The 26,133-nt window shown below is 45.1% G+C and carries 24 protein-coding genes; 23 read left to right on the forward strand and 1 reads right to left on the reverse strand.

The annotated features are described in order from the left end of the window. Positions 1–24 precede the first annotated feature (24 nt). From MKY28_RS06390 to MKY28_RS06480, 19 genes are all read left to right on the forward strand, one after another. Positions 25–855, forward strand: coding sequence for a SpoIIIAH-like family protein (locus tag MKY28_RS06390; RefSeq protein WP_036674997.1), 831 nt, complete (start codon positions 25–27; stop codon positions 853–855). A 139-nt stretch (positions 856–994) separates the two neighbouring features. Beyond that, positions 995–1,459 (forward strand): acetyl-CoA carboxylase biotin carboxyl carrier protein, encoded by a 465-nt coding sequence (gene accB / locus MKY28_RS06395; RefSeq protein WP_036614903.1) that lies wholly within the window; start codon positions 995–997, stop codon positions 1,457–1,459. A gap of 55 nt (positions 1,460–1,514) precedes the next feature. Beyond that, positions 1,515–2,858 carry an acetyl-CoA carboxylase biotin carboxylase subunit gene (gene accC, locus MKY28_RS06400; RefSeq protein ID WP_036614375.1) on the forward strand — a complete coding sequence of 448 codons (1,344 nt, stop codon included), beginning with the start codon at positions 1,515–1,517 and terminating at the stop codon, positions 2,856–2,858. 217 nt (positions 2,859–3,075) lie between these two features. Continuing rightward, on the forward strand, positions 3,076–3,486 hold the full coding sequence (locus tag MKY28_RS06405) for an Asp23/Gls24 family envelope stress response protein (RefSeq protein ID WP_017687593.1): 411 nt from the start codon (positions 3,076–3,078) through the stop codon (positions 3,484–3,486). Between the two features lie 146 nt (positions 3,487–3,632). Beyond that, entirely contained in the window at positions 3,633–4,172 is a 540-nt protein-coding gene (amaP, locus tag MKY28_RS06410; RefSeq protein ID WP_017687594.1) for an alkaline shock response membrane anchor protein AmaP, read from the forward strand. A gap of 14 nt (positions 4,173–4,186) precedes the next feature. Continuing rightward, a complete protein-coding gene (locus MKY28_RS06415) occupies positions 4,187–4,420 on the forward strand; it encodes a DUF2273 domain-containing protein (protein ID WP_017687595.1) in 234 nt (77 codons plus the stop codon). Positions 4,421–4,642: 222 nt separating this feature from the next. Then, on the forward strand, positions 4,643–5,095 hold the full coding sequence (nusB, locus tag MKY28_RS06420) for a transcription antitermination factor NusB (RefSeq protein ID WP_017687596.1): 453 nt from the start codon (positions 4,643–4,645) through the stop codon (positions 5,093–5,095). A 117-nt stretch (positions 5,096–5,212) separates the two neighbouring features. Continuing rightward, the gene (folD, locus tag MKY28_RS06425; RefSeq protein ID WP_340030811.1) at positions 5,213–6,070 is read left to right on the forward strand and encodes a bifunctional methylenetetrahydrofolate dehydrogenase/methenyltetrahydrofolate cyclohydrolase FolD; all 858 of its coding nucleotides are present in this window, start codon (positions 5,213–5,215) and stop codon (positions 6,068–6,070) included. Between the two features lie 10 nt (positions 6,071–6,080). Continuing rightward, positions 6,081–7,445 carry an exodeoxyribonuclease VII large subunit gene (xseA, locus tag MKY28_RS06430; protein ID WP_076327959.1) on the forward strand — a complete coding sequence of 455 codons (1,365 nt, stop codon included), beginning with the start codon at positions 6,081–6,083 and terminating at the stop codon, positions 7,443–7,445. After that, positions 7,435–7,692 carry an exodeoxyribonuclease VII small subunit gene (xseB, locus tag MKY28_RS06435; RefSeq protein WP_017687599.1) on the forward strand — a complete coding sequence of 86 codons (258 nt, stop codon included), beginning with the start codon at positions 7,435–7,437 and terminating at the stop codon, positions 7,690–7,692. The genes xseA and xseB overlap by 11 nt, the downstream gene beginning before the upstream one ends. Then, entirely contained in the window at positions 7,667–8,590 is a 924-nt protein-coding gene (locus MKY28_RS06440; RefSeq protein ID WP_083669823.1) for a polyprenyl synthetase family protein, read from the forward strand. The genes xseB and MKY28_RS06440 overlap by 26 nt, the downstream gene beginning before the upstream one ends. Before the next feature lie 283 nt (positions 8,591–8,873). Continuing rightward, positions 8,874–10,781, forward strand: a complete 1,908-nt coding sequence (gene dxs / locus MKY28_RS06445; protein WP_036614362.1) for a 1-deoxy-D-xylulose-5-phosphate synthase — start codon at positions 8,874–8,876, stop codon at positions 10,779–10,781. Between the two features lie 22 nt (positions 10,782–10,803). Then, the gene (locus tag MKY28_RS06450) at positions 10,804–11,649 is read left to right on the forward strand and encodes a TlyA family RNA methyltransferase (RefSeq protein WP_036614359.1); all 846 of its coding nucleotides are present in this window, start codon (positions 10,804–10,806) and stop codon (positions 11,647–11,649) included. Between the two features lie 84 nt (positions 11,650–11,733). Continuing rightward, positions 11,734–12,219 (forward strand): hypothetical protein, encoded by a 486-nt coding sequence (locus MKY28_RS06455; protein ID WP_036614357.1) that lies wholly within the window; start codon positions 11,734–11,736, stop codon positions 12,217–12,219. An 84-nt stretch (positions 12,220–12,303) separates the two neighbouring features. After that, complete coding sequence (gene ahrC, locus MKY28_RS06460) at positions 12,304–12,753, forward strand: transcriptional regulator AhrC/ArgR (RefSeq protein WP_017687604.1); 450 nt, start codon at positions 12,304–12,306, stop codon at positions 12,751–12,753. Positions 12,754–13,030: 277 nt separating this feature from the next. Then, positions 13,031–14,749: a DNA repair protein RecN gene (gene recN, locus MKY28_RS06465; RefSeq protein WP_338706492.1), complete on the forward strand. Its 1,719-nt coding sequence runs from the start codon at positions 13,031–13,033 to the stop codon at positions 14,747–14,749. 120 nt (positions 14,750–14,869) lie between these two features. Further along, complete coding sequence (gene spoIVB, locus MKY28_RS06470) at positions 14,870–16,198, forward strand: SpoIVB peptidase (protein WP_036614352.1); 1,329 nt, start codon at positions 14,870–14,872, stop codon at positions 16,196–16,198. 195 nt (positions 16,199–16,393) lie between these two features. After that, the gene (spo0A, locus tag MKY28_RS06475; RefSeq protein WP_036614349.1) at positions 16,394–17,203 is read left to right on the forward strand and encodes a sporulation transcription factor Spo0A; all 810 of its coding nucleotides are present in this window, start codon (positions 16,394–16,396) and stop codon (positions 17,201–17,203) included. Between the two features lie 425 nt (positions 17,204–17,628). Further along, complete coding sequence (locus MKY28_RS06480; RefSeq protein ID WP_340030810.1) at positions 17,629–18,585, forward strand: GGDEF domain-containing protein; 957 nt, start codon at positions 17,629–17,631, stop codon at positions 18,583–18,585. Between the two features lie 264 nt (positions 18,586–18,849). Here MKY28_RS06480 and MKY28_RS06485 read toward each other — a convergent pair whose 3' ends face one another. Next, positions 18,850–19,662: a hypothetical protein gene (locus tag MKY28_RS06485; protein WP_340030809.1), complete on the reverse strand. Its 813-nt coding sequence runs from the start codon at positions 19,660–19,662 to the stop codon at positions 18,850–18,852. A 206-nt stretch (positions 19,663–19,868) separates the two neighbouring features. Here MKY28_RS06485 and MKY28_RS06490 point away from each other — a divergent pair, with 206 nt between their 5' ends. From MKY28_RS06490 to MKY28_RS06505, 4 genes are all read left to right on the forward strand, one after another. Beyond that, positions 19,869–21,830: an AraC family transcriptional regulator gene (locus MKY28_RS06490; protein WP_340935362.1), complete on the forward strand. Its 1,962-nt coding sequence runs from the start codon at positions 19,869–19,871 to the stop codon at positions 21,828–21,830. A gap of 188 nt (positions 21,831–22,018) precedes the next feature. Beyond that, entirely contained in the window at positions 22,019–23,992 is a 1,974-nt protein-coding gene (locus tag MKY28_RS06495) for an AraC family transcriptional regulator (RefSeq protein WP_340935363.1), read from the forward strand. Positions 23,993–24,151: 159 nt separating this feature from the next. After that, positions 24,152–25,189, forward strand: a complete 1,038-nt coding sequence (locus tag MKY28_RS06500; protein WP_047843595.1) for an NAD(P)/FAD-dependent oxidoreductase — start codon at positions 24,152–24,154, stop codon at positions 25,187–25,189. A gap of 210 nt (positions 25,190–25,399) precedes the next feature. Then, a complete protein-coding gene (locus tag MKY28_RS06505; RefSeq protein ID WP_036672336.1) occupies positions 25,400–26,050 on the forward strand; it encodes a hypothetical protein in 651 nt (216 codons plus the stop codon). Positions 26,051–26,133: the final 83 nt, after the last annotated feature.

Genomic DNA, 26,133 nt, shown 5'->3' on the forward strand with positions numbered 1-26,133 from the left:
AGCCAATTTGAGGAGGAAGTTCTAATGAATAACAAACGTCAAACGGTATGGCTCGTTTCCATGCTGAGTCTGATGGTCATTTTGTCCGCGTATTATCTGTTCACTGAGGATTCCGGTCCAGTCAACGCGCCGGTGGCTGACAGTCAGCAAGTGGATGGAATCAAGCAGGGGGAAGCAAAGGAGACGGCAGGCATTCTTGATCCTACAGAAGGTTTGGTTGTAAATGAAGTGGTGAATAGCGGCGAAGTTGAAAGTGATCCAAGTGCGGCTGGCGCTGTGGAGGAACCATCGGCTACGGAAGGTAAAGAAGCTGGAAATACAGAGAAAACACCTGCTGTCGAACCAGGCGAAAATAAGGGTGAGACAGGCAAAGAAACCAACAAAGAGACCGACAAAGGCGCAACAACTACACCGGAGACAGACGGTCAGGCAGGCGGCACTGCAACCAAGACAGATGAGGAAGTCCTCAAGGAAATGGAAGAGCAGAATACGACAGCATCTGCGAGCAGCCAGTTCCAGAACTACCAGTGGCAACGTGAGGAAAGCAACAATCGTAAGTATGAGGAACTGATGACCGTGGCAGGTGATCTGAGCAAAACGCCAGAGGAGAATGCCAAAGCAACCGAGCAACTCCGTACACTGGAAGAAAAAGAAGCTAAAATCACTGGCATTGAGGAGACGCTCTCTCAACAGTTCGCTAATGCGATCGTTCAAGAAGATGCCGACAAGTATAAAGTTGTGGTCCTCAGTGACAAACTGGATGTAAAACAGGCGGTATCCATTGTAGATCTGGTCATGAAAGAATTGGCGGTTTCACAGAACAAAATCAGCGTGCAATACGTCACAGAACAGTAATCCAAATCATGGAAATGCAGTCCCGGGAGCTGGTTGTACTCTCGGGCTCTTTCCATTTTTAATGATTATGATATAATACATAAAGCCATATGACCGTCCTAGTGAGACTGGCATGATGCCGAAGGAGTGAATAATGGAAATGTTTAAATTGAGTGAAATCAAAGAACTGATTAAACTGGTAGATGAAAGTTCCGTTCAAGAGTTGGAAATTGAAAATGAAGGATCACGGTTATCAATCCGCAAACCGGGCAAAACGGAGTATGTTCAAGCAGCTGCTGTGCAACCGCAAATGATTGCTGCTCCGCAAGTACAGCCGGCAGCAGTGGTAAGTGAAGCTGCACCGCAGGTCGATACTACAAGTCATTTACATAAAATTGTATCTCCGATGGTAGGTACTTTTTACAGAGCTTCCTCGCCGGAAGCGGGTCCTTTTGTGAGCGCTGGTGATAAAGTTGTTGAGAAAACAACGGTATGTATCATCGAAGCTATGAAGCTGATGAACGAGCTTGATGCGGACATCAAGGGAGAAATCGTTGAAGTGCTGGTTGAGAACGGACAGCTGGTCGAGTATGGGCAGCCCCTTTTCCTGGTGAAACCGGAATAACCGTTATAGCTGGTTAACAGCTAACCGCATGAGCTTCGAAGGAGGACAAAACGAAATGAAATTTCAAAAAATACTGATTGCGAACCGTGGAGAGATTGCGGTACGTATTATTCGTGCCTGCCGTGAAATCGGTATCTCAACGGTAGCCGTCTACTCGGAAGCGGACAAGGATTCTCTGCATGTTCGTCTTGCAGATGAGGCTTATTGTATCGGACCGACACTGTCTAAGGACAGTTACCTCAACTTCACAAACCTGATGAGTGTAGCTACGCTGACGGAATGTGATGCAATCCACCCTGGATACGGTTTTTTGGCGGAGAATGCTGATTTTGCGGAAATTTGTGAGTCTTGCAATATTACATTCATCGGGCCTTCACCCGAAGCCATTACCAAAATGGGAGACAAGGCTGTTGCCAAACAGACGATGAAAGATGCAGGAGTACCTGTTATTCCTGGATCAGACGGCCTTGTTGAAAATATGGATGAAGCCATCATGATTGCTAGAGATATCGGATATCCTATCATTATCAAAGCTACTGCTGGTGGCGGAGGTAAGGGAATTCGTATTGCCGAAGATGAAGAAACGCTGATTAAGCAGATTACCGCTGCTCAGCAGGAAGCACAGAAGGCATTTGGCAATGCAGGTGTATATCTGGAGAAATTCCTGACAGGTATGAAACACGTGGAAATTCAGATCATTGCTGATAAACACGGAAATGCAGCACATTTGGGAGAGCGTGATTGCTCGGTTCAGCGTCGTCGCCAGAAATTGGTAGAAGAAGCTCCGTGTCCGATTCTCTCCGAAGATGTGCGCACACTGATGGGTGAAGCTGCGGTACGGGCTGCCCTTGCTGTGGATTACTCGGGAGCGGGTACATTGGAGTTCCTGCTCAGCCCGAATGGCGAGTTCTATTTCATGGAGATGAATACGCGTATTCAGGTAGAGCACCCGGTGACTGAGATGGTTACGGGCGTGGATCTGATCCGTGAGATGATCTCGGTAGCTGAAGGCAACCCACTCTCATTCCGTCAGGAAGACGTGGTTATCAATGGCTGGTCCATTGAATGTCGTATCAATGCAGAAGATCCGGACCGTAACTTTATGCCATCACCAGGCAAAATCGGATTCTACCTTGCACCGGGAGGACCTGGCGTTCGTGTAGATAGTGCTGCTTATCCGGGTTATACCATTTCACCTTTCTATGACTCCATGATCGCAAAATTGATCGTGTGGGGAGCGAATCGTGAAGAGGCGATTGCCAAGATGAAACGTGCGCTTGGGGAATTTGCGATTGAAGGCATATCTACAACTATTCCTTTCCATCAGAAATTGCTGGAGCACCCAACGTTCATTCGCGGTGACTTTGATATCAAATTTCTTGAGGAAAACGAGATTTAAAAGGTATATTGGGCTTGTTTGTCATAATGTAGCCCAAATGATATAGTATGAATAATAAGAGCGCATGTCTCCTGCAAAGGATAAGCCCGCACCTCGCGGATGTTTGCAGGAGTTCCGGTAAAGCCGGACCGGAAGGGTTCTGAAGGTTGATTAACCTGAGTCCAGCGCCCTGACGGATGGCCGCAAACTTATCTCGCGAAAGGTGTGTTGAACAGTTATGAGTACACTACCGACTGAATTTGAACGAACGGATATCGGTGAAATCCAGATCGCACCTGAAGTTATTGAAGTGATTGCTGGATTGGCGACCCTTGAAGTGAAAGGTGTTGCAGGCATGAGTGGCGGATTCGCTGGCGGATTTGCTGAATTGCTTGGTCGCAAAAACCTTTCCAAAGGCGTTAAAGTTGAAGTGGGCCAACGTGAAGCTGCAGTTGATGTTTCCGTAATTATCGAGTACGGATACCGTCTGCCACAAGTAGCTACGGAGATTCAACAGAACGTGAAACGTTCCATCGAGAACATGACAGGATTGAATGTGAATGAAGTGAATGTGCACATTCATGACGTTCAGTTCAAGAGCACCGAGAAAGTGGAAGAGATCGACCTGAACAGTCAGCGCGTAAAATAAAAGAAGACAGATTCCCCCGGCATCATCTGCCGGGGGTTATCCCGTCTTGGACAGGTCTTCATTATAGCGAAAGCTAAATGAGGATCTGATTTTTTGCTAGTGAACAGGTTAAGTCATGTTAGTGAGCAAGGGAGGCTGTGCAGTTCGTGGCTAAAATACTGGATCGGCTTCTGTTGTTTATATACAGCATAAGCGTTGGAGCAATATCGGCAGCCGTCATTCTTCTGATTAGCGGTGTGCTGCCTTACGAATTGAATTACCAGCAGGAACAGAACGTTATTGTTGCGTCGGTTATTGCAGCAGCGATTTTGTTTATCCTGAGTTTGCGATTTTTCTACATCTCGGTTCGGCGTGAGCGTGCATCGTTGCCGTCTGTAGATCAACGTACTGAGTTTGGTGATGTACAGATTTCGATGGAGACGATTGAGAATCTCTGTTTGAAGGCAACTTCCCGTTTCCGGGGAGTACGTGATGTCAAGGCACGCATACGTGTGGTTGAGTCAGGACTGGAGATTATGATCCGTGCAGTAGTGGATGGTGAGACACCTATTCCTGCGCTGACTTCTGATCTGCAAAAGGCGATACATGATCATGTGCAAGAGATTACGGGCATCCCGGTTTCTTTTGTCACGGTGTATATCGCTAATGTAACCCAGTCGCCTAACTACAAGAGTCGAGTGGAATGAGGTGAGTTTCACTGATGCTGTGGAAAGAGATTTGGGATAGTCACAGAGGCCGAATTACCGGAATTATCGGCGGCATCTTTTTTGGATTTCTTTATGTATGGATCGGTTTTTGGGATATGTTGTTCTTTGCACTCTTGGTGTTCATCGGTTATACGTTAGGCAGACGAAGCGATTCGAAGCTGGGTTCGTCCATTCCCTGGAGGGAGTGGGGACAATGGCTGGGCGATCGCTGGCGTCCGTTTAAGTGACCTACCTGAACCCTGCAATATGTTTCTTCCGAAAATAGAACTGTAGTTTAGGTTGCCCGTTTTTTGGAGGAAACGTATTGCAGGTTTTTTTGTGAAAAGGGATAACAATAACAATACTGTGTAAGCCATTGTTCTAACCGATACAGGATTTGATGAGATGGATGCATGGATTATAAAATAAGCATGATGACGCTCCAGACGGAGCGCTGCAGGAGGCAGGACATGAAAAGACGTTTGGCAAGGGAAATTGCAGTACAAAGTCTGTATCAGATGGAAATGAATGAGGTAGGTGCAGCAGAAGCTGTGAACATGTTGATCAATGAAGCTGCTGAAGATAATGAAACCGAAGTGGTTATCCGTGATGCAGATGTAATGCGTACTTATGTTACTGAGATCGTACAAGGAGCTTGGAACAATAAGGAAGCCATTGACGGGCTGCTTGTGGATTATTTGAAAGGTTGGCAGATCAGCCGTCTATCACGTGTAGATCGCCAGATTCTACGACTGTCAACGTATGAAATGGTGTTTCGTGATGACATTCCGGCAAAGGTATCGGTCAATGAAGCGATTGAACTGTCCAAATATTTTGGTACAGAAGAATCCGGCAAGTTCGTCAATGGTGTACTTGGACGCATGATTCAGGAAGTTGACGCGATTAAAGCAAAATTATCTTAAGTTATGATTAATTATAGTGTGTGTTCAAAAAGACCGGTTTTCAGTATCCTTCGTAATCAAAAGCGGGCTTTTTGAACAACCTCTAAATTTATATTCACATAAGGGAGAGAGAGTACAATGACAGCATCTATTATTAACGGTAAAGAAGTATCCCAAGAGATCCGCGCAAGCATGACAACAGAAGTAAAACAGCTTAGCGAACAGGGGGTAGTACCTGGTCTGGCTGTTGTGCTCGTCGGGGAAGATCCGGCATCCCAAGTATATGTGCGTAATAAAGAAAAAGCATGTCACGACCTCGGTTTCTACTCCGAAGTGCATCGCTTGGATGCAGATACGTCCCAAGAAGATCTGCTTGCGCTGGTGGACAAGCTGAACAATCAACAATCCATTAACGGAATTTTGGTTCAACTTCCACTACCTAAACACATCGAAGAGAAAGCGGTTATTAATGCGATTGCCGTGGATAAAGACGTAGACGGATTCCATCCAGTCAATGTTGGTAATCTCGTAATTGGAGACGATAGTCTGCTTCCATGTACCCCAGCGGGTGTAATTGAACTGATCAAACGTACTGGACTGGAAATGTCCGGTAAACATGCAGTGGTTATCGGAAGAAGCAACATCGTTGGCAAACCGGTATCGCTGTTGCTCCAACGTGAGAATGCGACGGTAACCATGTGTCATTCCCGTACAGCCAACATGAAAGAAATTACACGTCAGGCGGACATTTTAGTTGTAGCCATCGGCCGTGCTAATTTTGTGGATGCTGATTTTGTGAAACCAGGTGCTGTTGTTATCGATGTCGGCATGAACCGTTTGGATAATGGCAAACTGGCAGGAGACGTTGATTTCGAGAGTGTGAAAGAAGTTTCTGGTCCAATTACACCCGTTCCTGGCGGTGTTGGTCCGATGACAATCACAATGCTGATGCAAAATACATTGATCGCTGCCAAGCGCGCTCACGGATTGGCCTAGGGTTTTGTCTGTGGCAGATCAAAAGATCTACTCCATCAAAGACCTGAACCGATACATCCGGATGAAACTGGAATCGGATCAGGTCCTGTCGGACGTCTGGCTGCGCGGGGAGATTTCGAATTTCACACATCACTCCAGCGGCCATATGTATTTTACATTGAAGGACAAGGACAGCCGGATCAAGTCAATTATGTTTGCGTCCCATAACCAGCGATTACCCTTTGTACCGAAGGAGGGTGCAAGGGTTATTGCCCGTGGTAATGTCTCGGTGTATGAACGGGATGGGCAGTATCAATTCTATGCTACCCATATGCAGCCGGACGGAATTGGAAGTCTGTATCTGGCTTACGAACAGCTGAAGAAAAAGCTTGAGGATGAAGGGTTATTTTCACCTTCTCGAAAAAGACAGATCCCTCGTTATCCACAGACCATCGGGGTTGTAACTTCACCGACAGGAGCGGCGGTGCGAGACATTATGATCACACTCCAGCGCAGATACCCTTCTGCCAAAGTTGTTTTATATCCTGTTCTGGTTCAAGGGAAGGGTGCAGCACCTTCCATTGTCAAAGCGATTGGCAACCTGAACCGGATGGGAGAAGCCGATGTACTTATCGTTGGACGCGGAGGCGGTTCACTGGAGGAGTTGTGGGCCTTTAACGAGGAGATTGTGGCAAGAGCAATAGTTGCTTCGGATATTCCTGTCATTTCTGCGGTTGGGCACGAAACGGACTTCACTATTGCTGATTTTGCAGCCGATTTGCGTGCGGCTACACCTACAGCAGCTGCTGAATTAGCTGTACCTAATAGAGCTGAGTTGCTTGATCAGATCGGACAACGTCAGCGCCAGTTACAGCACAGCTTACGTCAGCGTGCTGTACATAAACGTGAACGGCTCGCAAGATTACAGCGTTCGCCAGTGCTGGTGCATCCAAGACGTACCTTGATGCAGCACACGGAACGACTGGATATGATGCACCAACGTCTTTTGAGAACAGTCGATACACGTATGAAATGGACAGGAGAGAAGCAGGAGCGTCTGCGGGCAGCACTGCAACGATTCAATCCTCGTGAGCAGGTCAATGTAGCACGCCGTGAGAATGCGGCAGCACGCAGACAACTGGAACTTGCGATCAGGTCTATAGCCAGATCGAAGCAGCAACAGTGGAAATCATCTGTGCGGCATCTGGATGCGCTTAGCCCACTCAAAGTCATGTCACGGGGATACAGCCTTGTCTATGACGAGCAGGAACAGCGATTGATCAAGTCAACGAAAGATGTACAGCCTGGAGATTCAATTAAGATTAAATTAACAGACGGACAGCTGGACTGTCAGGTTTGGGGAATGAAGGAGGACGACAATACCCATGGCGAATGAACCGGAATTGAATTTTGAAGAGGCAATGGCGGCATTGGAAGACATCGTAGGTCAGCTGGAACATGGTGATGTTCCGTTGGAACAGGCCATCGATCTGTTTCAACGCGGGATGAAACTTTCGCAACTTTGCGGTCTTAAGCTGGAACAAGTGGAACGCAAGATCGAGATGATCGTAGAAGAAGATGGAGAGCTTCGCAAGAAGCCTTTCGGAACTGCTGACGATGAGAGCGGTGAAGTCCATGAGTAATCGTCCTTCGTTTCAAGTGTACCTCGAAGAGGTCACAGCTGCGGTGACAGAAGCGTTGAAACACACGCTTCCCGATCACTGGGATGTACCCCAATCGTTGACGGATGCGATGCAGTACTCACTCATGGCCGGAGGCAAACGCCTTCGTCCTCTTCTGGTCGTTGCTGCGGCGGAAGCCTTCGGTGCACAGCGTACAGCTGCAATGCCGGTAGCCTGCGCCGTGGAGATGGTTCATACGTATTCACTGATCCACGACGACCTGCCTGCTATGGATAATGATGATTACCGCAGGGGAAAATTAACGAATCATAAGGTATATGGTGAGGCAACAGCCATATTGGCAGGCGATGCGCTGTTAACCCATGCTTTTTATAGCATTGTTCAAGCTGGACGCCGTAGCGGTGTAGCGGCAGATGCGTTGCTGTCCATCGTAGAGGACATGTCCGAACTTGCTGGAGCAAGAGGTATGGTCGGCGGCCAAGTCGCGGATATGGAAGGCGAGCAAGGCATGACCGATCTTTCACAGCTCCAATATATCCATTTGCACAAAACGGGTGATCTGATTGTTTTCTCACTCATTGCTGGAGCACGAATTGGTGGAGCAACGGAAGGACAATTGGAAGCCTTACGTGTGTTTGGCCGTGATCTGGGGCTGGCATTTCAGATTCAGGATGATATTCTCGACCTGACGGGTGACGAGCAGAAGATGGGCAAGAAAACACAGAGCGATGTGAATCAACAGAAGGTAACATATCCTTATTTTATTGGCATGGAGGCTTCTGTAGATGAAGTGAAATCCCTTACCCAATCTGCAAAAGACGCACTTGAAAGAGCCGAGTTACCTGATGCATCCAGATTGTTGGAAATTGCAGATTACCTGATGAGTCGTGACCATTAGATTCTGACGGAGCGGTCTGTTTCAAAATCTATGTAACCGTGTAATGAATGTAATGTTCTTTTTCCGAGTGGATGGAAAAAGTCTGTCCCGAGTGGATGCGTGAATACATATGGAGAAGAATTTTAAATAACTTGCTGGCGAGAATGCTCGTTATCGGGAGTATAGTGCAGTAAATTATGATTCTTGTTCTTTTATGTTATAATGATTTAATGTCATTTGATTCATAATGTATATATCGATTTACAACAATAACTAAACAATCTAGGAAAGCGGGGAGATTCTCGTGCTGCTTCCACAAATTAAACAACCCAGTGATCTAAAGTCGATGTCTCAGGATGATCTTGCCCTTTTGTCGGCAGAGATCCGGCAGTTTCTGATTGAGAAACTGTCTGTTACAGGTGGGCATCTCGCACCCAACTTAGGCGTGGTTGAGCTCACGGTAGCCCTGCATTACTGTTATAACAGTCCAGCAGACAAAATGATTTTTGATGTAGGGCATCAGGCTTATGTGCATAAAGTCCTGACAGGACGTATGGATCGCTTTGATACATTGCGTCAACATAACGGTCTGTGCGGGTTTGTCAAACGCAACGAAAGTGAACATGATGTATGGGAAGCTGGACACAGCAGTACTTCATTGTCCGCTGCGATGGGGATGGCCCTTGCACGTGATCTGAAAGGTGAGGACAACCAAGTCATCGCGATGATTGGTGATGGAGCGCTTACAGGTGGTATGGCTTTTGAGGCTCTCAATCATATTGGTCATGAGCAGAGAAAACTGATGGTTATTCTGAATGATAATGAAATGTCCATTGCTCCAAACGTTGGGGCCATGCATAAATATTTGAGCAAGATTCGTTCGGATCGTCATTATCTGAAAGCAAAAGATGATGTCGAGGGGATGCTTAAAAAAATTCCAGCTATTGGGGACCGTTTGGCCAAATCGGCAAGCTGGATCAAAGATAGTGTCAAATATATGATGGTACCAGGTGTTCTTTTCGAAGAACTGGGCTTCACGTATTTGGGACCGATTGATGGGCACGATATTCCCAAATTGATCGAAACCTTCAAACAGGCAGATAACGTTGATGGTCCTGTACTCGTTCACGTGCTCACGACCAAAGGCAAAGGTTATCAGCCAGCAGAAGCCGATTCGCACAAGTGGCACGGGATTTCTCCGTACAAAATTGAATCCGGTCAAGTGCTGAAGGCAGTCGGAAAACCGATGTACACGGAAGTGTTTGGTCAAACGTTAATTGATCTTGCGAAGCAGGATAAGCGGGTCGTAGCGGTAACGCCAGCAATGCCTACAGGATCAGGTCTTATTCCGTTCAGTAAGGAATTTCCCGATCGCATGATTGACGTAGGTATTGCAGAACAGCACGCGGCGACCATGTGTGCTGCACTGGCTATGGAAGGTTTGAAGCCGGTCTTTGCCGTGTATTCTACGTTTATGCAACGTGCTTATGATCAGATTGTACATGATATTTGCCGTCATAACGCCAACGTGATGTTTGCTATTGACCGTGCGGGGTTTGTTGGTCCGGATGGGGAAACACATCAAGGGGTATACGATGTGGCATTTATGCGCCATATTCCAAATATCGTTCTGATGATGCCAAAAGACGAAAATGAATTGCGTCATATGATGAAAACGGCGCTTGATTATAATGAAGGTCCAATTGCTTACCGTTATCCACGAAACAATGTGGTCGGTGTACCTTTGGATGATGTACTTGTTCCGATTCCAATCGGATCATGGGAGCAACTGCGTCCATCCGAGGGATATGCTGTCATCGCTTCAGGTTCGATGGTGCAGCTTGCAGAAGAAGCAGCAGAGATGGTGAAGCGGGAAGGTATCACAGCAGGCGTAATCAACGCTCGCTTCCTGAAACCTCTTGACGAGCAAATGTTGCGTGATTTAGCTGTTCGAGGCACCAAATTGATTGTACTTGAAGAAACATCTCAAGCAGGTAGCATGGGTAGTGCAGTTCTGGAGTTTTATGCAGAGCAGGGACTGCATGATGTTCATGTACAATTGATGGGGATTCCGGATCGCTTCATCGAGCATGGCAGTATTAAGGAACAACGTGAGGAAGTGGGTCTTACCGTTGAAAATGTATGTGCTGAACTGCGCAAGATGGCTGTTCAATCATCTTACGGCATACCCAAAACACGTTTTCCTTCGTAAATTTACATGATAGGAGACAGACATGTCACTCCCGAAAGAACGAATTGATGTTCTGCTGGTTGAGCAGGGCTATTATGAAAGTCGTGAGAAGGCAAAAGCTGCAATCATGGCTGGACTGGTATATGCCAATAATGAGCCGATCGAAAAGGCGGGCATGAAAATTCCAAGGGAAGCCGAGCTGAAAGTTAAAGGCTCGGTACATCCCTACGTCGGCAGAGGCGGATTGAAGCTCGAAAAAGCGATCCGTCATTTCGACCTTGATATGAATGGACTTGTCATGCTCGACATTGGTTCATCCACCGGTGGATTTACGGATTGTGCACTTCAGCATGGCGCATCTCACGTCTACGCTATTGATGTGGGCTATAATCAGCTCGACTGGTCTTTGCGTAATGATGAGCGAGTTACTGTTATGGAACGAACTAATTTCCGCTATGTGACTCCTGAAGATCTGACGGGACCCGTGCCGAACTTTGCGAGCATTGATGTGTCGTTCATTTCACTGCGAATCATATTGCCGCCACTTCTGGCTCTTTTGAAACAACCTGCAGATATCGTTGCATTGATTAAACCTCAATTTGAGGCAGGGCGTGAAAAAGTAGGCAAGTCCGGTGTGGTACGTGATACGAAGGTACACAAGGATGTATTGCAGACAATGCTTCATTTCTCCAGTCAACTTGGTTTACATCTGCAGAGTTTAACTTTTTCACCGATAACCGGTGGAGAAGGTAATATAGAATTTCTCGCACATTGGCGTCTGGAAGCACCAGAGGCAACACAACCAGAGATCGATCCAGCTTCACTTGACGCACTTGCGGAGCAAGTTGCAAAGGAAGCAGCTCATACATTTACGGGAAACTCATCATAAGATGGGTTTCTTTTCGCTGGAAAGGTGATTGACGTAAAGGGAAATCATTACTGAACCTCGAATATGTCTTCGAGGTGAGCGATAATGGATGGTCAATATGACACAATCTTTATAGGTGTACTTGCTGTCTGTTTGATCTTGTGGCTGTTCTTTGGCTTGCGTAATTGGGTGAACCGACCGACGCCGGTAAGCTTGTCTGGAATGCAACTGAACGTGAAGATTCAAGATTCCCCGGCCTTGGATTTGCTTGAAGCACAGGGCTACGAAGTTATCGGTGGCAAAATGAAAGTCCCTCTGGCTTTTGAGGCCAATGAATCCGTTTATTACAGCAGATTATTCATTGATTATGTTGCAGAACGTGAGGATCTCAGATACCTCGTGAAAACGTCTCGTCGCAGACAGCCAATCGATATGACCGGCCCTGCGCTAAGGGATCGCTTCCTCAATTATCTGTTGTTATATCCTGGCTGTGAAGGATTGCTGTATGTTGACGTGGAGGATTCCGATATTAAGTTAATCAGGCTCATGGACTATCAGGAAGATGTGTATGATGGGGATGATCTGGACTAATATAAAAGAATGAACATTGCAGGGCAAAGTCTGCGGCGAATTACAAATGCTGCTTTATTGCAATACATCTAACTGGAGGCATATATGAAAGGACAAAGGCACATCAAGATTCGTGAAATCATTAGTCAAAATGAAATTGAGACCCAGGATGATCTGGTTGAAGCACTGCGCAAATCAGGTTTTCAGGTGACTCAAGCGACGGTATCTCGGGATATCAAGGAACTTCTGTTAATCAAGATTCCGATGGATGACGGAAGATACAAGTACTCTTTACCGACAGATCAACGATATAATCCGATTCAAAAGTTGAAGCGTGCACTCGTTGACAACTTCTTGCACATTGATCACACAAACAATCTGGTTGTGATGAAATGTTTGCCCGGAACAGCCAACTCCATTGCAGCTTTGCTTGATAATATTGAGTGGAATGAAGTCATGGGCACGATCTGTGGAGATGACACCATTCTGATTATCTGCCGGACTGAAGGTAACAGTGTGACCGTTATTGAGCGAATCATGGGTTATATTGCTTAAAGTGCGTGTTCAAAAAGATTGGTTTTCAGTACCGAGAAGATGGGATGAAGCTAGAAATGGAGTAGCGGGGCGTAGGGAAACTACGTGAGCAACTGCAATGTTTCCGAAGGAAACATACTTCGTAAGCATCCCACTTATTTCGGCTGAATTCCATATTCGATGCTGATGATGCCACCAGGCATCCTTCGTAATCAAAAGCGGACTTTTTGAACAACCTCTTGAATCAATGGTTCAAAAACATAATATCTGAGTTAGTCATCCGGAGGTGTTTTTGCAGATGTTAGTTACGTTATCGATTCGTAATCTGGCTGTGGTGGAAGAAGTGGACGTTGTATTCCATCCGGGATTCCATGTACTTTCAGGGGAAACGGGTGCAGGTAAGTCGATTATTATAGATGCACTTGGCTTAATTGCTGGTGGACGAAGTTCAGCTGATTTGATCCGGTACGGTTGTGATAAGGCAGAGATGGAAGCCTTGTTCGAGATGGAGCAGAGTCATCCGGTATGGCAGACATTAGAGAAGCTGGGTATCCATTGTGAGCCTGAAGAGCATCTGGTTATTCGACGTGAACTGAACACGCAGGGGAAAAGTACGTCCCGCATTAATGGGCAATTGGTCAATCTGACCATGCTACGGGAAGTAGGCGAGAAGCTGATCAATATTCATGGACAACATGAACATCAGAGTTTGCTACGCGCTGAGAGCCATCTGGGGCTTCTCGATACTTATGGCTCGGAAGTCATCGGACCGATCAAAGCGAAGTACCAGGAGCGCTACAGCAAGTTTATCACGGCGGAAAAAGAACTGCGTGCCCTTCAGGAGTCCAGTCAGCGGGCATATCAACTCTTGGACATGTATCGCTTTCAGCTTGAGGAGATCGCAGCAGCGAGCCTTACACAAGGCGAGGATGAATTACTCGGGGAAGAACGGGTCAAACTATCCCATAGTGAGAAAATGATGGACAGTGTTGCTGGTGCATATGATCTGCTCAGTGGTCAACGCGGACTTGAAGCTGTGAGCATTGCTCTCTCAAGAATTGAAGACATTTCTGGATATGATAGCAAAGGACTGCAACCAATCGTAGAACAGCTGCAATCTGCATTTTATCAATTGGAAGATGCGACATTTCAGTTAAGGGATTACCGGGAGAAGATTGAATTTAATCCGGCAAGGCTGGAAGAAGTGGAGCAAAGGCTGAATCTGATTTCTGGCCTCAGACGGAAATACGGGGACAGTGTTGAACTTATTCTGAGTTATTATGATCAGATTAGCCATGAAACAGACCAACTGGAGAACAAGGACGAACGGCTGGAGAAATTGCGAGCTGAACGTGACAAAATGCTTAACCTTGTGATGGAGTCTGCTGAAGAGCTCAGCAAGATTCGCAAACAATGCGCCGAGGAACTTGCTGCACAGGTGGAAAGCGAGCTCAAGGATCTGCAAATGGAGCGGACTACACTGCGTGTTCAGATTACTCCTTTCGAAGATCCAAAGGGGATTGAATGGAATGGACGTCGTATTCGTCTGAATCGTCATGGTGCGGACAATGCGGAATTCCTAATCTCACCGAACCCGGGCGAGCCATTAAGACCACTTGGCAAGATTGCTTCAGGTGGTGAGTTATCGAGAATGATGCTGGCGATGAAGAGTATCTTTGCGCGACATGACCGGATACCTGTGTTGATTTTTGATGAAGTTGATACCGGAGTTAGCGGTAGAGCAGCTCAATCCATTGCGGAAAAACTGTTCCGCTTGTCTTCGACTTGTCAGGTTTTCTCAATAACGCACTTACCACAAGTGGCTTGTATGGCAGATCATCAGTATCTCATTGAGAAACATGTCTACGATGGACGGACAATGACGCAGGTGGAATCGCTGTCAGACGAAGGCAGAGTGAAGGAATTGGCACGTATGTTGGGCGGCGTGGAAATTACAGAAAAAACACTGCATCACGCACAGGAAATGCTGAATTTGGCGGAAGCCAAAAAAGGGTGAAACGGACGGCTGGCGTAATGATTGACAGTAATAAAAGCCTGGGGGCGAGGTTATCTTATAGGTACGCAATTGGCGACCACCTTTCGTCAAGCGAAAGAAGCAAAGGGAGTGTGACAGCCATTGAATTCCCCCCTCAGGAAGAAATTGCTAGGTCTTTTATTTGCCTTCTTTCTTTGTGTGATTAGCCAGGCCATTCAGCCTGTGCAAAGTTATGCTTCACTGCCGGATGAATTGCAGGTGTTTGCTGGCAGGCAAGCGGATGTCCGGCTCGCTGTACCTGCTGCTTCAAGCGCCGTTGTAGATCGTCCTGATATCGTTGGTTTGGATGATCAGGCAGCGATGCATGTTACCAGGCAACAACCTTTGCATCTTCACCCTCAACAGACGGGACATGCCAAATTAACGTTGAAGTTGTGGGGTAAAATTCCGGTCAAAACAGTTCATGTGAATGTGATACCGGATTTGCGTGTTGTACCCGGGGGACAAACGATTGGCGTCAAGGTTAAATCGGCAGGCATTCTGGTAGTTGGACATCATCTGGTCCGTTCCGGTCAGGATGAGCGTGTATCGCCCGGAGAAACAGCGGGCATTAAGCTCGGAGATCTGATTACGCATATGGATGGAAAACGTCTGGATGGCGTAGCAGGTGTCTCTGAAGCCGTTGAACTTGCAGGGAAAAGTAAAAAAGGTATTGATGTTGTGTTAAAACGGGGCAAGGAAACGGTGAAGACACGATTAACTCCGGCGTATGACTCCGAGGATCAAGCGTGGAGGCTTGGATTGTACATTCGTGATTCTGCAGCCGGTGTTGGCACACTTACCTTCTATGCACCCGATCAGGGCGTATATGGCGCACTGGGCCATGTCATTACAGATATGAACACACAGACATCTATTGTTGTGGGTAGTGGTCAGATCGTTCAATCCAATGTGACGTCCATTTCTAAAAGTGAGACCGGTGATCCGGGTGAAAAACGTGCTCATTTCCTCAAGGAAAGCAAAATTTTGGGCAATATTGAACGTAATACGGCTTTTGGTATCTTTGGTAAAATGTCCGGAAATCCTGAGCACAGTCTGTATTCGAAAGGCATTCCCGTCGCTTTTTCTCATGAAGTAAAGGAAGGACCGGCCGAAATACTTACCGTGGTTGACGGTCAACAAGTTGAACGCTTCTCCATTGACATTGTTCATGTGGCAGATCAAACTGAACCAGCAACAAAAGGTCTGGTACTTCGAATTACGGACCCGAAACTGCTGGATAAGACCGGAGGTATCGTTCAAGGGATGAGTGGCAGCCCCATTGTACAAAATGGTAAATTGATCGGTGCGGTTACTCATGTATTCGTGAATGATCCAAAATCGGGTTACGGTTGCTTCATTGAATGGATGTTACAAGATGCTGGCGTTATGATGAAAAAGGAAAACGATAAGAACCTCAAGGCTGGCTAAACAGCCCTGAGGTTCTTTTTTGTCGAAAGCAAACATAATATATCGGATAATGAAATAAATTATTTATTATATAGGATCAAGAAAAAAAAATAAAGAAAAATAATTTTCGACAGGAGGAATTTAACTGGCTGTGTCGAAAATTAAACGTGTAAGGAAATGTACGAAACGATGTTTAATTTAAAGGAGGATACCGTTTTGCAAAAAATTGAGGTATTGCTGGCCGATGATAATCGTGAATTTACGAATTTGCTTGCCGAATATATATCTGAGCAGGAAGATATGGAAGTAACCGGTATTGCATACAATGGAGAAGAAGTACTGCAATTGCTGGAGCAAACTCGGGATGTGCCGGATGTATTGATTCTGGATATTATCATGCCTCACCTGGACGGACTGGGTGTGCTTGAGCGCTTGCGCGACCTGAACCTGTCTCCACAGCCTAAAGTCATTATGCTTACGGCATTCGGACAAGAGAATATCACACAGCGTGCCGTGCAACTCGGAGCTTCTTATTATATTCTTAAGCCGTTTGACATGGAAGTGCTTGCGAATCGTGTGCGTCAACTGGTGGGAACACAGACGGCGATGTCCACAAGCAGCGGATCATCCATGTTCATGAAATCATCCAATGTTGTGCCAATGGGCAAACACAAAAATCTGGATGCAAATATTACGTCCATCATACATGAAATCGGCGTTCCTGCGCATATTAAAGGATATCAGTATTTGCGCGAAGCGATTACGATGGTGTATAACAATATCGAAATTTTGGGAGCCATCACAAAAACACTGTATCCGGCGATTGCCGAAAAATTCAAAACCACGCCGTCCCGCGTCGAACGTGCCATCCGTCATGCCATTGAAGTGGCATGGACTCGCGGTAACATCGACAGCATCAGCCACTTGTTTGGTTATACGATCAACATCAGCAAGTCTAAACCGACGAACTCCGAGTTCATCGCGATGGTTGCTGACAAGCTGAGAATTGAGCATAAGGTAAGCTGAAAGGGTCAGGAGTAGTGAGCTGGCAAGTATAGTTTGGATTCAAATTTGATTCTAGCCAAATGGATTTTTGGCGGCCTATATCTGAATTCGTTCATTTCATGCCGATAAACTTCTGTAATATATGCCAACGAATACCGTCATTTATTGGATTAAAGATATCCAGTAAATGACGGTATTTTTGCATAACGAAATAACACAGAACATGATGATGAAATTTAGTGTTGCATGATTGCTTCAAAATTTTGAGATCAAGCATTAAAATAAGCTCACTATAGCAAAGTTTAGAAAAGGAAATATTTCATAAACTTTTACTCTCAGTTAACGCTTTTTCAAGTAGAAAGTGGTACGATGTGACCATTGACAAAGACCTACATATATATTTAAAAAGTTCGGATAAGATGCTACGAACAGAGGAGTAGAATAGTATGTTTACGCAAATAGGCGAGATTGCTGAACCAATTCCTGTAGTACAATCTGATACAAAATGTGATATCGTCTATCATCTTTTCAAGTCCAATCCTAGTCTGGAAGGTATAGCTGTTATGGGGGAGAAGGATGTGTCATTAATGATGCGGCCCCGATTCTTTCAGCAGATTGGCACCCAGTATGGCTATAATCTGTATATGGGACGTCCTGTAGAACTGGTGATGAATACGCAGGCACTGGTCGTGGATTATTCGGAACAGATTACAGATGTCAGTGTTCTAGCCATGGATCGAGATGAAGGGGATATATATGATCTTGTGTTGGTCACGTCAGGAGAAAGTTTCTTTGGAGCTGTGAGTATTCGGCGTTTGCTACTCGCTGTTGCTGATGTACGGGCTGAAATGGCGATTTTTATGAACCCGCTGACTGGTCTTCCTGGTAATCATATCATAGATGAAAGGCTGTCTCAGGCTCTTCAGATGGACCAATTTAGCGTACTGTACGTTGATCTCGATCAATTCAAATCCTACAATGATAGCTACGGCTTCAAAATGGGGGATCAGCTTATTCAGGCGACAGCTAACTTGCTTCGCAAGCTATTTGTTCTCCCTGAAGCTTTTCTTGGACATATCGGTGGTGATGATTTTATTACGATCCTGAATCACCATGATTACAAATATATTAGTGAGGAAGTCATCTCAGGTTTTGAGGAAATGAAAAAGACATTTTACAACGAACATGATTGGCATCATCAATATGTTCTGGGGGAAGGACGTTCCGGGCTAAATCGGCCCATTCCTCTGGTGTCGGTATCCATCGCCGTTGTAACCAATAGCAAGCGAAACTATGAAAACATAGATCAGATTATTGATGAGGCCACACGCATCAAAAAAGGTTGTAAAGCGATTGCTGGAAGTATCATCTGTGCAAATGATACCGCCACTACTCCGTGCTAGACATAAAATTTCGAGAACGTAGAGGACAGAGAGAACTTGAAGATGTGGGTCTAAAAGCTTTCTGTAAGAAAGCTTCTTCGGAAGCTGAGGCTTCGCCTCTATACCCATAACGTTAAAATACAGAAAAACCGCTACTTATCAGGAGTTAGTCACCTGTAATAGCGGTTCTATCATTGGATGCGAGTCAAAGGTTGTGTAGCAAACGAGCGATTTTAATCTTTAAGCTCAGTATGTATACATATAAGTATGTTTGATCAATGCGTATCAGATTCGAATATCAACGGATGGATATGAAGCAGCAGGAGATGTAGAAGCCGTAGTTTGCGGACCATTTCCTGATTCCTGATCTGTGGTTCCGCCATCTGATGGGTGCTCCTTACTTCCCGTTTTCTTTCCTTCATTTACTTCCTGTTCTTCTTCTCCAGATGTTGCAGAGATAGGTGGTTGTACTCCTTTTTTAGGTACGGGCTGATGGATCTCTTCCACCAGTTCCCCAATCTTCTGATTGACCTTATTTAACTGGGAGTTGATGTCCTGGACGGTCTCTCGCTTTGCCTGAAAGACGGTGCGTTCTGAATTTTCCAACATCATTGATTTGCCTAGATCAAGATCATTTGCGGGAGGATTGATCTCGAGAACAAGTCGGTCAAAGCGGGTTTCTCCTTCGGTGGTCTGAATGGAGCTCTGCATGCGATCACGCAAACCGACCAGCTTACCCAATTGATCATAAGTCTGACTATGTTTAATTAGATGATCCATTGAAGGGGCTTGTGTCTCGTCGGTTGGTTTGGGTTGTTGCTGTTGAGTCTTTTCAGGCTGTCTTAATTTGTTCTTTTCTTGCAATTCTTCAGCTTTAATTTGGGCAATCTGGTTGTCGATCTGGGAAATGGAGCTTGTTAGGGATTTAATTCGCTGAGCTTTGGTTTTGTTATCCAACTCGTCATTGGTTTTTACACCTTGCATTTCTTCATTGAGCCGGATCTTCTGCTGCATGAGTCCCTGAATTTCTTTATCCCGATTGGAGACTTGATTCCCGGGAGTGAAACTGCTTTTGGTTGCAGATGAGATTGAATTCATATCCTCTGTTCTCCTTCTCCGCTTTATCATGGTTCTATTTACATATATCGGATGTTAAGAGAAGGATTTGAATAGCTCTTTTTTCTTCTGAATGGATTCATTGAGATCGGTTGTATTGCGTACTTCATCATAATAATTGATAATGGTTATCAATAAGTGAGTGGAAGTTCAGACACAATTTATGTAGACGGAGATGGGTTAGCAAAATGTGGAATGATTATTATATCCTCTGGAACTATGCTGCGGTGAGTATAACAGATATCCGTTACATGGAATTAGAGGCATATGAAGAGATGAAATACAAATTTCCGACAAGTACCTTTGTACTCACCATTCAGGGTGATGCTGGAGTGACGATTGACAATCAAACATATGAAGTGAGTCGCTTTTATATTTTCCATGGGGGAAAAGGGAGTAAGTTGGTGATTCAAGCAGGCGAATCCGGATTGCGCCTATATTACTTGATGTACAAAGCAAACCTGCCTAGTGGAGGGAGAAATGATCTGGGAAGGTTAATGGAGCGTATCAATCCGTTCCAAATGAACTATGGCTTTACCCCCGATATGCCAACCATTCTATATGAGCAATGGAAAAAGATGCACTTTTTGTGGGATCAAAAGAACCCTATTCAGCACTTTCAGGCCAAGAGTTTGTTCTATGCATTTGTGGAGCAGATCTCATCACAGATTCCTCGTGTATCCAATCGCTATCCAAGTATGTTGGATCAGGTCAGCAAAGTCATTGAAATTGTAGAGTCTTCGTACACCCAGCCACTTACACTTCATGTTTTGGCAGAAATGATTGGCACCAGCCCAAGAAGTTTGTCACGCAAGTTCAAACAGTCGACTGGAACCAGTCCCATCGATTATCTGATTCAGTTTCGTTTGTTCAAAGCCAAAGAGATGTTGCTGCAAACGGACGCCACATTGGATGAGATCGCAGCAGGCATCGGTTATCCTGATGGATATTATTTGGGACGTATGTTCAAGAAACATACAGGTCTTTCTCCTCTGCAATTTAAAGAAAAGACCTCAGCACCTCTAAATTGGCCTGATCTGACATCAGGTGTGGCGCGAAATGACATTTTCAGAGGTGGAAGTGGAAGGTATGTTTATACTGATGGTGATAATCATTATCAATATAAACACGGAGGGTCAATAAATATGAACAGACAGACAAGAACGGGAATGCTGCTTAGCATTTTACTAAGTCTTACGTTACTGCTAAGTGCCTGCTCAACAGGTGTTGCCAGTAATTCGAGCGGGGATGCTTCTGGAAGCAAAAGTACATCAAGTTCCACAAACACAGTAACAGCGGATAATCACACCAAAACATCTGAACCACGTATAATCTCAACGGTGAAGGGAGATATTACAATCCCTGCTGAACCTAAACGGATTGTGGTTGACTTGTATCTGGGAAGTCTGATCGCCCTGGGGATCAAACCTGTGGGTACACCCGAGATGAACCTGAAAAATCCTTATTTTATCAAATCACTTGAGGGCGTGCAGAATATTGGTGAATATGAAACCATCTCTCTCGAAAAGGTGTTGGAACTTGAACCGGATCTCATTGTGACAGGTAATCCTGATTTATTTGATTCCTTTAGCAAGATTGCACCTACCTTGGTTGTACCTTATGGCGAATTGAAAAACACCCACGAAGAAATTGCCTATTTCGGTGAAGTGCTAAATAAAGAAAAAGAATCTGAGGTATGGTTAGCCGATTATGACGCAAGAATTGCAGATGCCAAGAAACGTGTTGGTGAGGCAATTGATCCGCAGGCCGAGGTGTCGGTCATGCAGTTCTATGATAAAGCACCGTTGGCCTTTGGTGATAATTTTGGTCGGGGAGGTCAGGCAGTCTACAGCGCGCTTGGTTTGAATCCTCCTGCAGATAAAAAAGAGATCTTAATGAAGGATCAACTGGTTGAAGTTTCATCGGAAGCGATTCCTGAGTTTGCCGGAGACTACATTATTCTAACAGCAGATAATCTGACCCTGGAAGAGTTGAAATCGAAACCGGTCTGGAGTTCACTGGATGCGGTTAAAAATGATCGTGTGTTTATCTGGAGCCCGGATCGTTCATGGTACTTTGACCCGATTGCAACATTGGATCAAACAGAGGAATTGGCCGCGTGGTTTACGAAGATCTCTGAACCAAATTAAGTCTAACAAGTGCTTGATGAGATGAAATCCAATCCCACTCTAAATTTCAGTTGATAATGAAAATTATTATCATTTATAATAAAGGTATATTAGTGAACCTCTGCTACGCATATGTTATCGGATGTGTGGCAGAATGATGACCTTGTAAGGCCTTTGTTCCGGGTGAGGTTGGGATTGGAGAGTATTCGATGCAATTAGACGAACAGATGAAATGCTGGAATCATGCCGCTGTTAAGGTTCTGGATATACGCCGAATTGTTATGGAGGCAGGGGCACAACTTAGTTCCTACACACTTCCGGCAAATGGTTTTATATATACGATTCGAGGATCGGCTGTGCTTCAATTGGATGGACAAACATACAAGGCAGAGCGGTTCTACATGCTTCATGGGGCCAAAGGATCTTCACTGGATATCCAAACCAACGAAGATTTCGAATATATTCTGCTCTATTACAGAGCATTCCTTGCCTTTCCTAGTTATCGTAAAAAGTGGTTATTGGCACAGCCGGAAGTTGCACCGTTCTCTTTGCAATATGGATTTGCACCGAGTAGTCCGCTGGGGTTATTACGTTACCTTGATGAGCTTGAGGGTGCATGGATTCAATCTGGCAGTCTGGATCTGCTTCATACCAAAAGTTTATTTTACCAGTTCATTCATGAAATGATGGTTCAGTTGGCAGAGCAGGAGATCAAAACAGAGCTTGCTGACCCGGTGAAACAAACACTTCGTTATATACAGAATCATTATAGAGAACAGGTCACGCTTGATTTCCTGGCTGAACAGTTTAACTACAGCTCCCGACATTTATCCATGCAATTCAAACGACAGACGGGTTACAGTCCCATTGATTATTTAATTCAGACTCGAATCGCCAAGGCTCGAAATCTGCTTGTGCGATCTGATGCAACGCTGAGTGAAATCGCAGCAGAAGTGGGTTATTCGGATGTGTATTATTTTAGTCGTATCTTCAAAAAACATGTGGGAATCTCTCCGATTCAGTATCAAAGAAAGATAAGAGAAGAAGCGAGAGCAGAGGATCGTCCATTGGTAATCTCTGAATCGTCCATTGGCCGAAGATGGAAGTCGGGATATATTGATTATGAGAATCATTATCAATATATAGACGGAGGGTCTACACCAATGAAAAGAAGAAAAACAAGTTCCAGTATGATTATGGTTGCATTATTGAGCATAACGATGCTCCTCGCAGCCTGCTCTTCAGGTACAGCAACAACACCAGCAGCTGGCGAAGGAACGGGTGCCAGTTCCAATAACAGCAGTACGGCAGTATCATCAGACACAGGAAGCCAGACAAACAAAGACAATGAAACACGCACGGTCTCAACCGTTAAGGGCGACGTAGTTGTTCCAGCGAATCCGAAACGGGTTGTTGTACTATATCTCCAGGGAGACGTCGTTGCGCTTGGAATTAAGCCAATTGCTACATCTGAAGTATTCAACGGGGCTGCCTACAAGAGTGAGCTTGAAGGTGTAAATTCACTAGGTACCTGGTTCGAACCGAATCCTGAAGCTGTCATTGATCTTGATCCGGATCTGATCATTGTTCCTTCTGAAGAGACGTATACGTTGTTAAAGGATATCGCACCTACGGTATATATTCCATACGAGAAAATGACAACAGAAGAAAGACTCCAGAGTATAGCGAGTATTTTTGGAAAAGAACAGGAAGCTGAGACAATAATCAATAATCTTAATAGCAAAGTCGAAGAGAGTAAGCAAACACTAGCAGATGCAGGCATATTGGACAAAACGGTTTCCATTGTGGAGGGCGGTTTGAAAGGTATGGTCGTTGTAGAGAGCAAGCAATATGGCCGAGGATCTCAGGCACTATATGAATACTTGGGGATGAAAGCACCTGAAGTGGTACAAAAGAAAATTGATGTAGTTTCGGAAGCGGGAGGCTCTAATCTATCCATGGAAGTACTGCCTGAATATATCGGGGACTACGTGTTTCGTTCGGTGTATGAAGGGGCAGATAACCTTACGGATGATCCAATATGGAGCAGCATCCCGGCTGTTAAAGAAGGTCGCCTAATTGAAATTGATTTTGATTTCTTCTACTATTCGGATATCTATTCAATCAATAAACAAATTGATTTTGTCGTTGAAAAGCTGTTGGCGGCTCCAAGAGCCCAATAGTAAAGAGCGGATTTGTTCGTGAAATTTTTGTGCAAGAAATGTTTGTTTTTTAGCCATTGTAATTTGATAAGATTACCATTACACTAGGATTTAAGTGATAATGAGAATCGATATCAAATACTCGATGTTCTGGATCGAATTAACGGAGGTATTTTTAATATGAATCAGCAGTTGGAACTTTATGATGTAACCATTATCGGCGGTGGCCCTGCGGGCATGTACTCTGCCTTTTATAGCGGCATGCGAGATATGAAGACCAAGTTGATTGAGGCACGTGACAGATTGGGAGGTCGCATGCTCTTTTATCCGGAGAAAATGATCTGGGATGTCGGGGGTGTGACGCCAATTCTGTGTGAAGATCTGATTAAACAATTGGAAGAACAGGCAAGAACTTTTGAGCCAACCCTCGTATTTGAACAACAGATCGAAGGATTCGAGCGTCAACCTGATGGCACGATTCTGTTAACTTCTGCAACAGGTGAACAACACTGGACACGTACCGTCATTATGGCAATCGGATATGGTATATATAAAATGGCCAAGTTGGAGCTTGAAGGTGCAGACCGTTACGAGGTTAGCAATCTCCACTATACCGTGCAAGAACTGGAGCCATTCCGTGGTAAACGCGTGTTGATCTCGGGTGGAGGCGACTCTGCTGTGGACTGGGCGAATGAACTGGAAGCCCTGGCAGAGCAAGTTACGGTTGTGCATCGTCGTGACCGCTTTGGCGGGTTGGAGCGTAATGTACTGCGTATGAGAGAATCCTCTGTAGATGTCCGTACACCATATGCGGTAGAGACCTTGCATAGTATGAGTGGTGATGTGATTGAACAGGTGACTATCTCACACGTGGACACAGGCGAAACTGAACTGCTTGAAGTAGATGCTGTCATTGTAAATCACGGCATGAAGAGTGACTTTGGTCCAATCCGGGATTGGGGACTTGATCTTGGCGAATGGCATGTCACTACAACGGAGAGATTGCAAACTAATATTCCCGGCGTGTTTGGCGCAGGCGATTTTGTAGATTATGGTAGCAAACTGTACCTGATTGCGGGTACTTTCACAGATGCAGCCCTAGCGGTAAACAGTGCGAAGCTATACATGGACCCTGAAGCGGAAAAAGTGGCTTATGTTTCTTCCCATAACAGTCGCTTTAAAGAGAAAAATAAAGCCCTTGGTGTTGTAGAAGAATAAAGGTCTGCATTTGCATACGTTAAGATGACTTCGGGTTAATTTAATCCCGAAGTCATCTTTTTTTGCATAAAATGGTTAATAAGAAGGCATAATTTCACCAGACACAACGGCTAACGAATTGAATATACACTATCAAATGTCTATAATAAGCCTGAGAAACTGTAGAATAACATCAAGAAATAATAACTAGATCAGAGTGGAGTGCAGCGTATGAAAAAGGGATCACAGCCACAACGAGGTTTCACCTTCATCCAGCGGTGGTTCAAACGATCTGATAAAAAAAAGATCAAATGGTCTGAAATGTATCTTGCACTTGCTGGTGCGCTTCATCGCTTGTTGGTTGAAGGGCGGCGTGAACGTTCAGCAGCCAAACGGCTGCATCAGGACTTGCCTATTAACGTGTTGGGCGAAATGAAACTAGAGCCAGGGGATATTGTGTACACGCCAAGCTCGGAATCAACTTATTATGCCGGGCATATGGGCATTATTGGTCTCGACGGCAAGGTGTATCATGTGCACCCTTATGGGCCTGTATTTGCTGATTCATTAGAGTGGTATCTCACGAGGTTTTATGAAGGAGATCGCTTCATTGTATTCCGTTCCAGATTGAATGAGGCAGGAATGAAAGCAGCCGGGTGGGTACATGACCATTACAAGCAGGTAAAATTCTACCGTTTGCAGACCAATCTGCGCAGTATTGAGCGCAATTACTGCTCCAAGTTTATATATCAGGCCTATCAGTTCACATCGGGACTGGATCTGTGGAGCCGCAAATTTACCCGAATGAATCAGGGTTATATCTATCCATTTCGAATTGAGCGCTCATCAGAGCTGGACGTTCTGGGAACTTTTTATAAATAAGGCTGGAACCGACTAAAATACTGTTCTTCCGAAAAAAGGAGAGCAGGTTCTGTCGGTTTTTTTTATATGTGTAGAGATTAAAA

It is taken from the genome of Paenibacillus sp. FSL R5-0473 (genome assembly GCF_038004565.1).
GTDB lineage: Bacteria > Bacillota > Bacilli > Paenibacillales > Paenibacillaceae > Paenibacillus > Paenibacillus amylolyticus.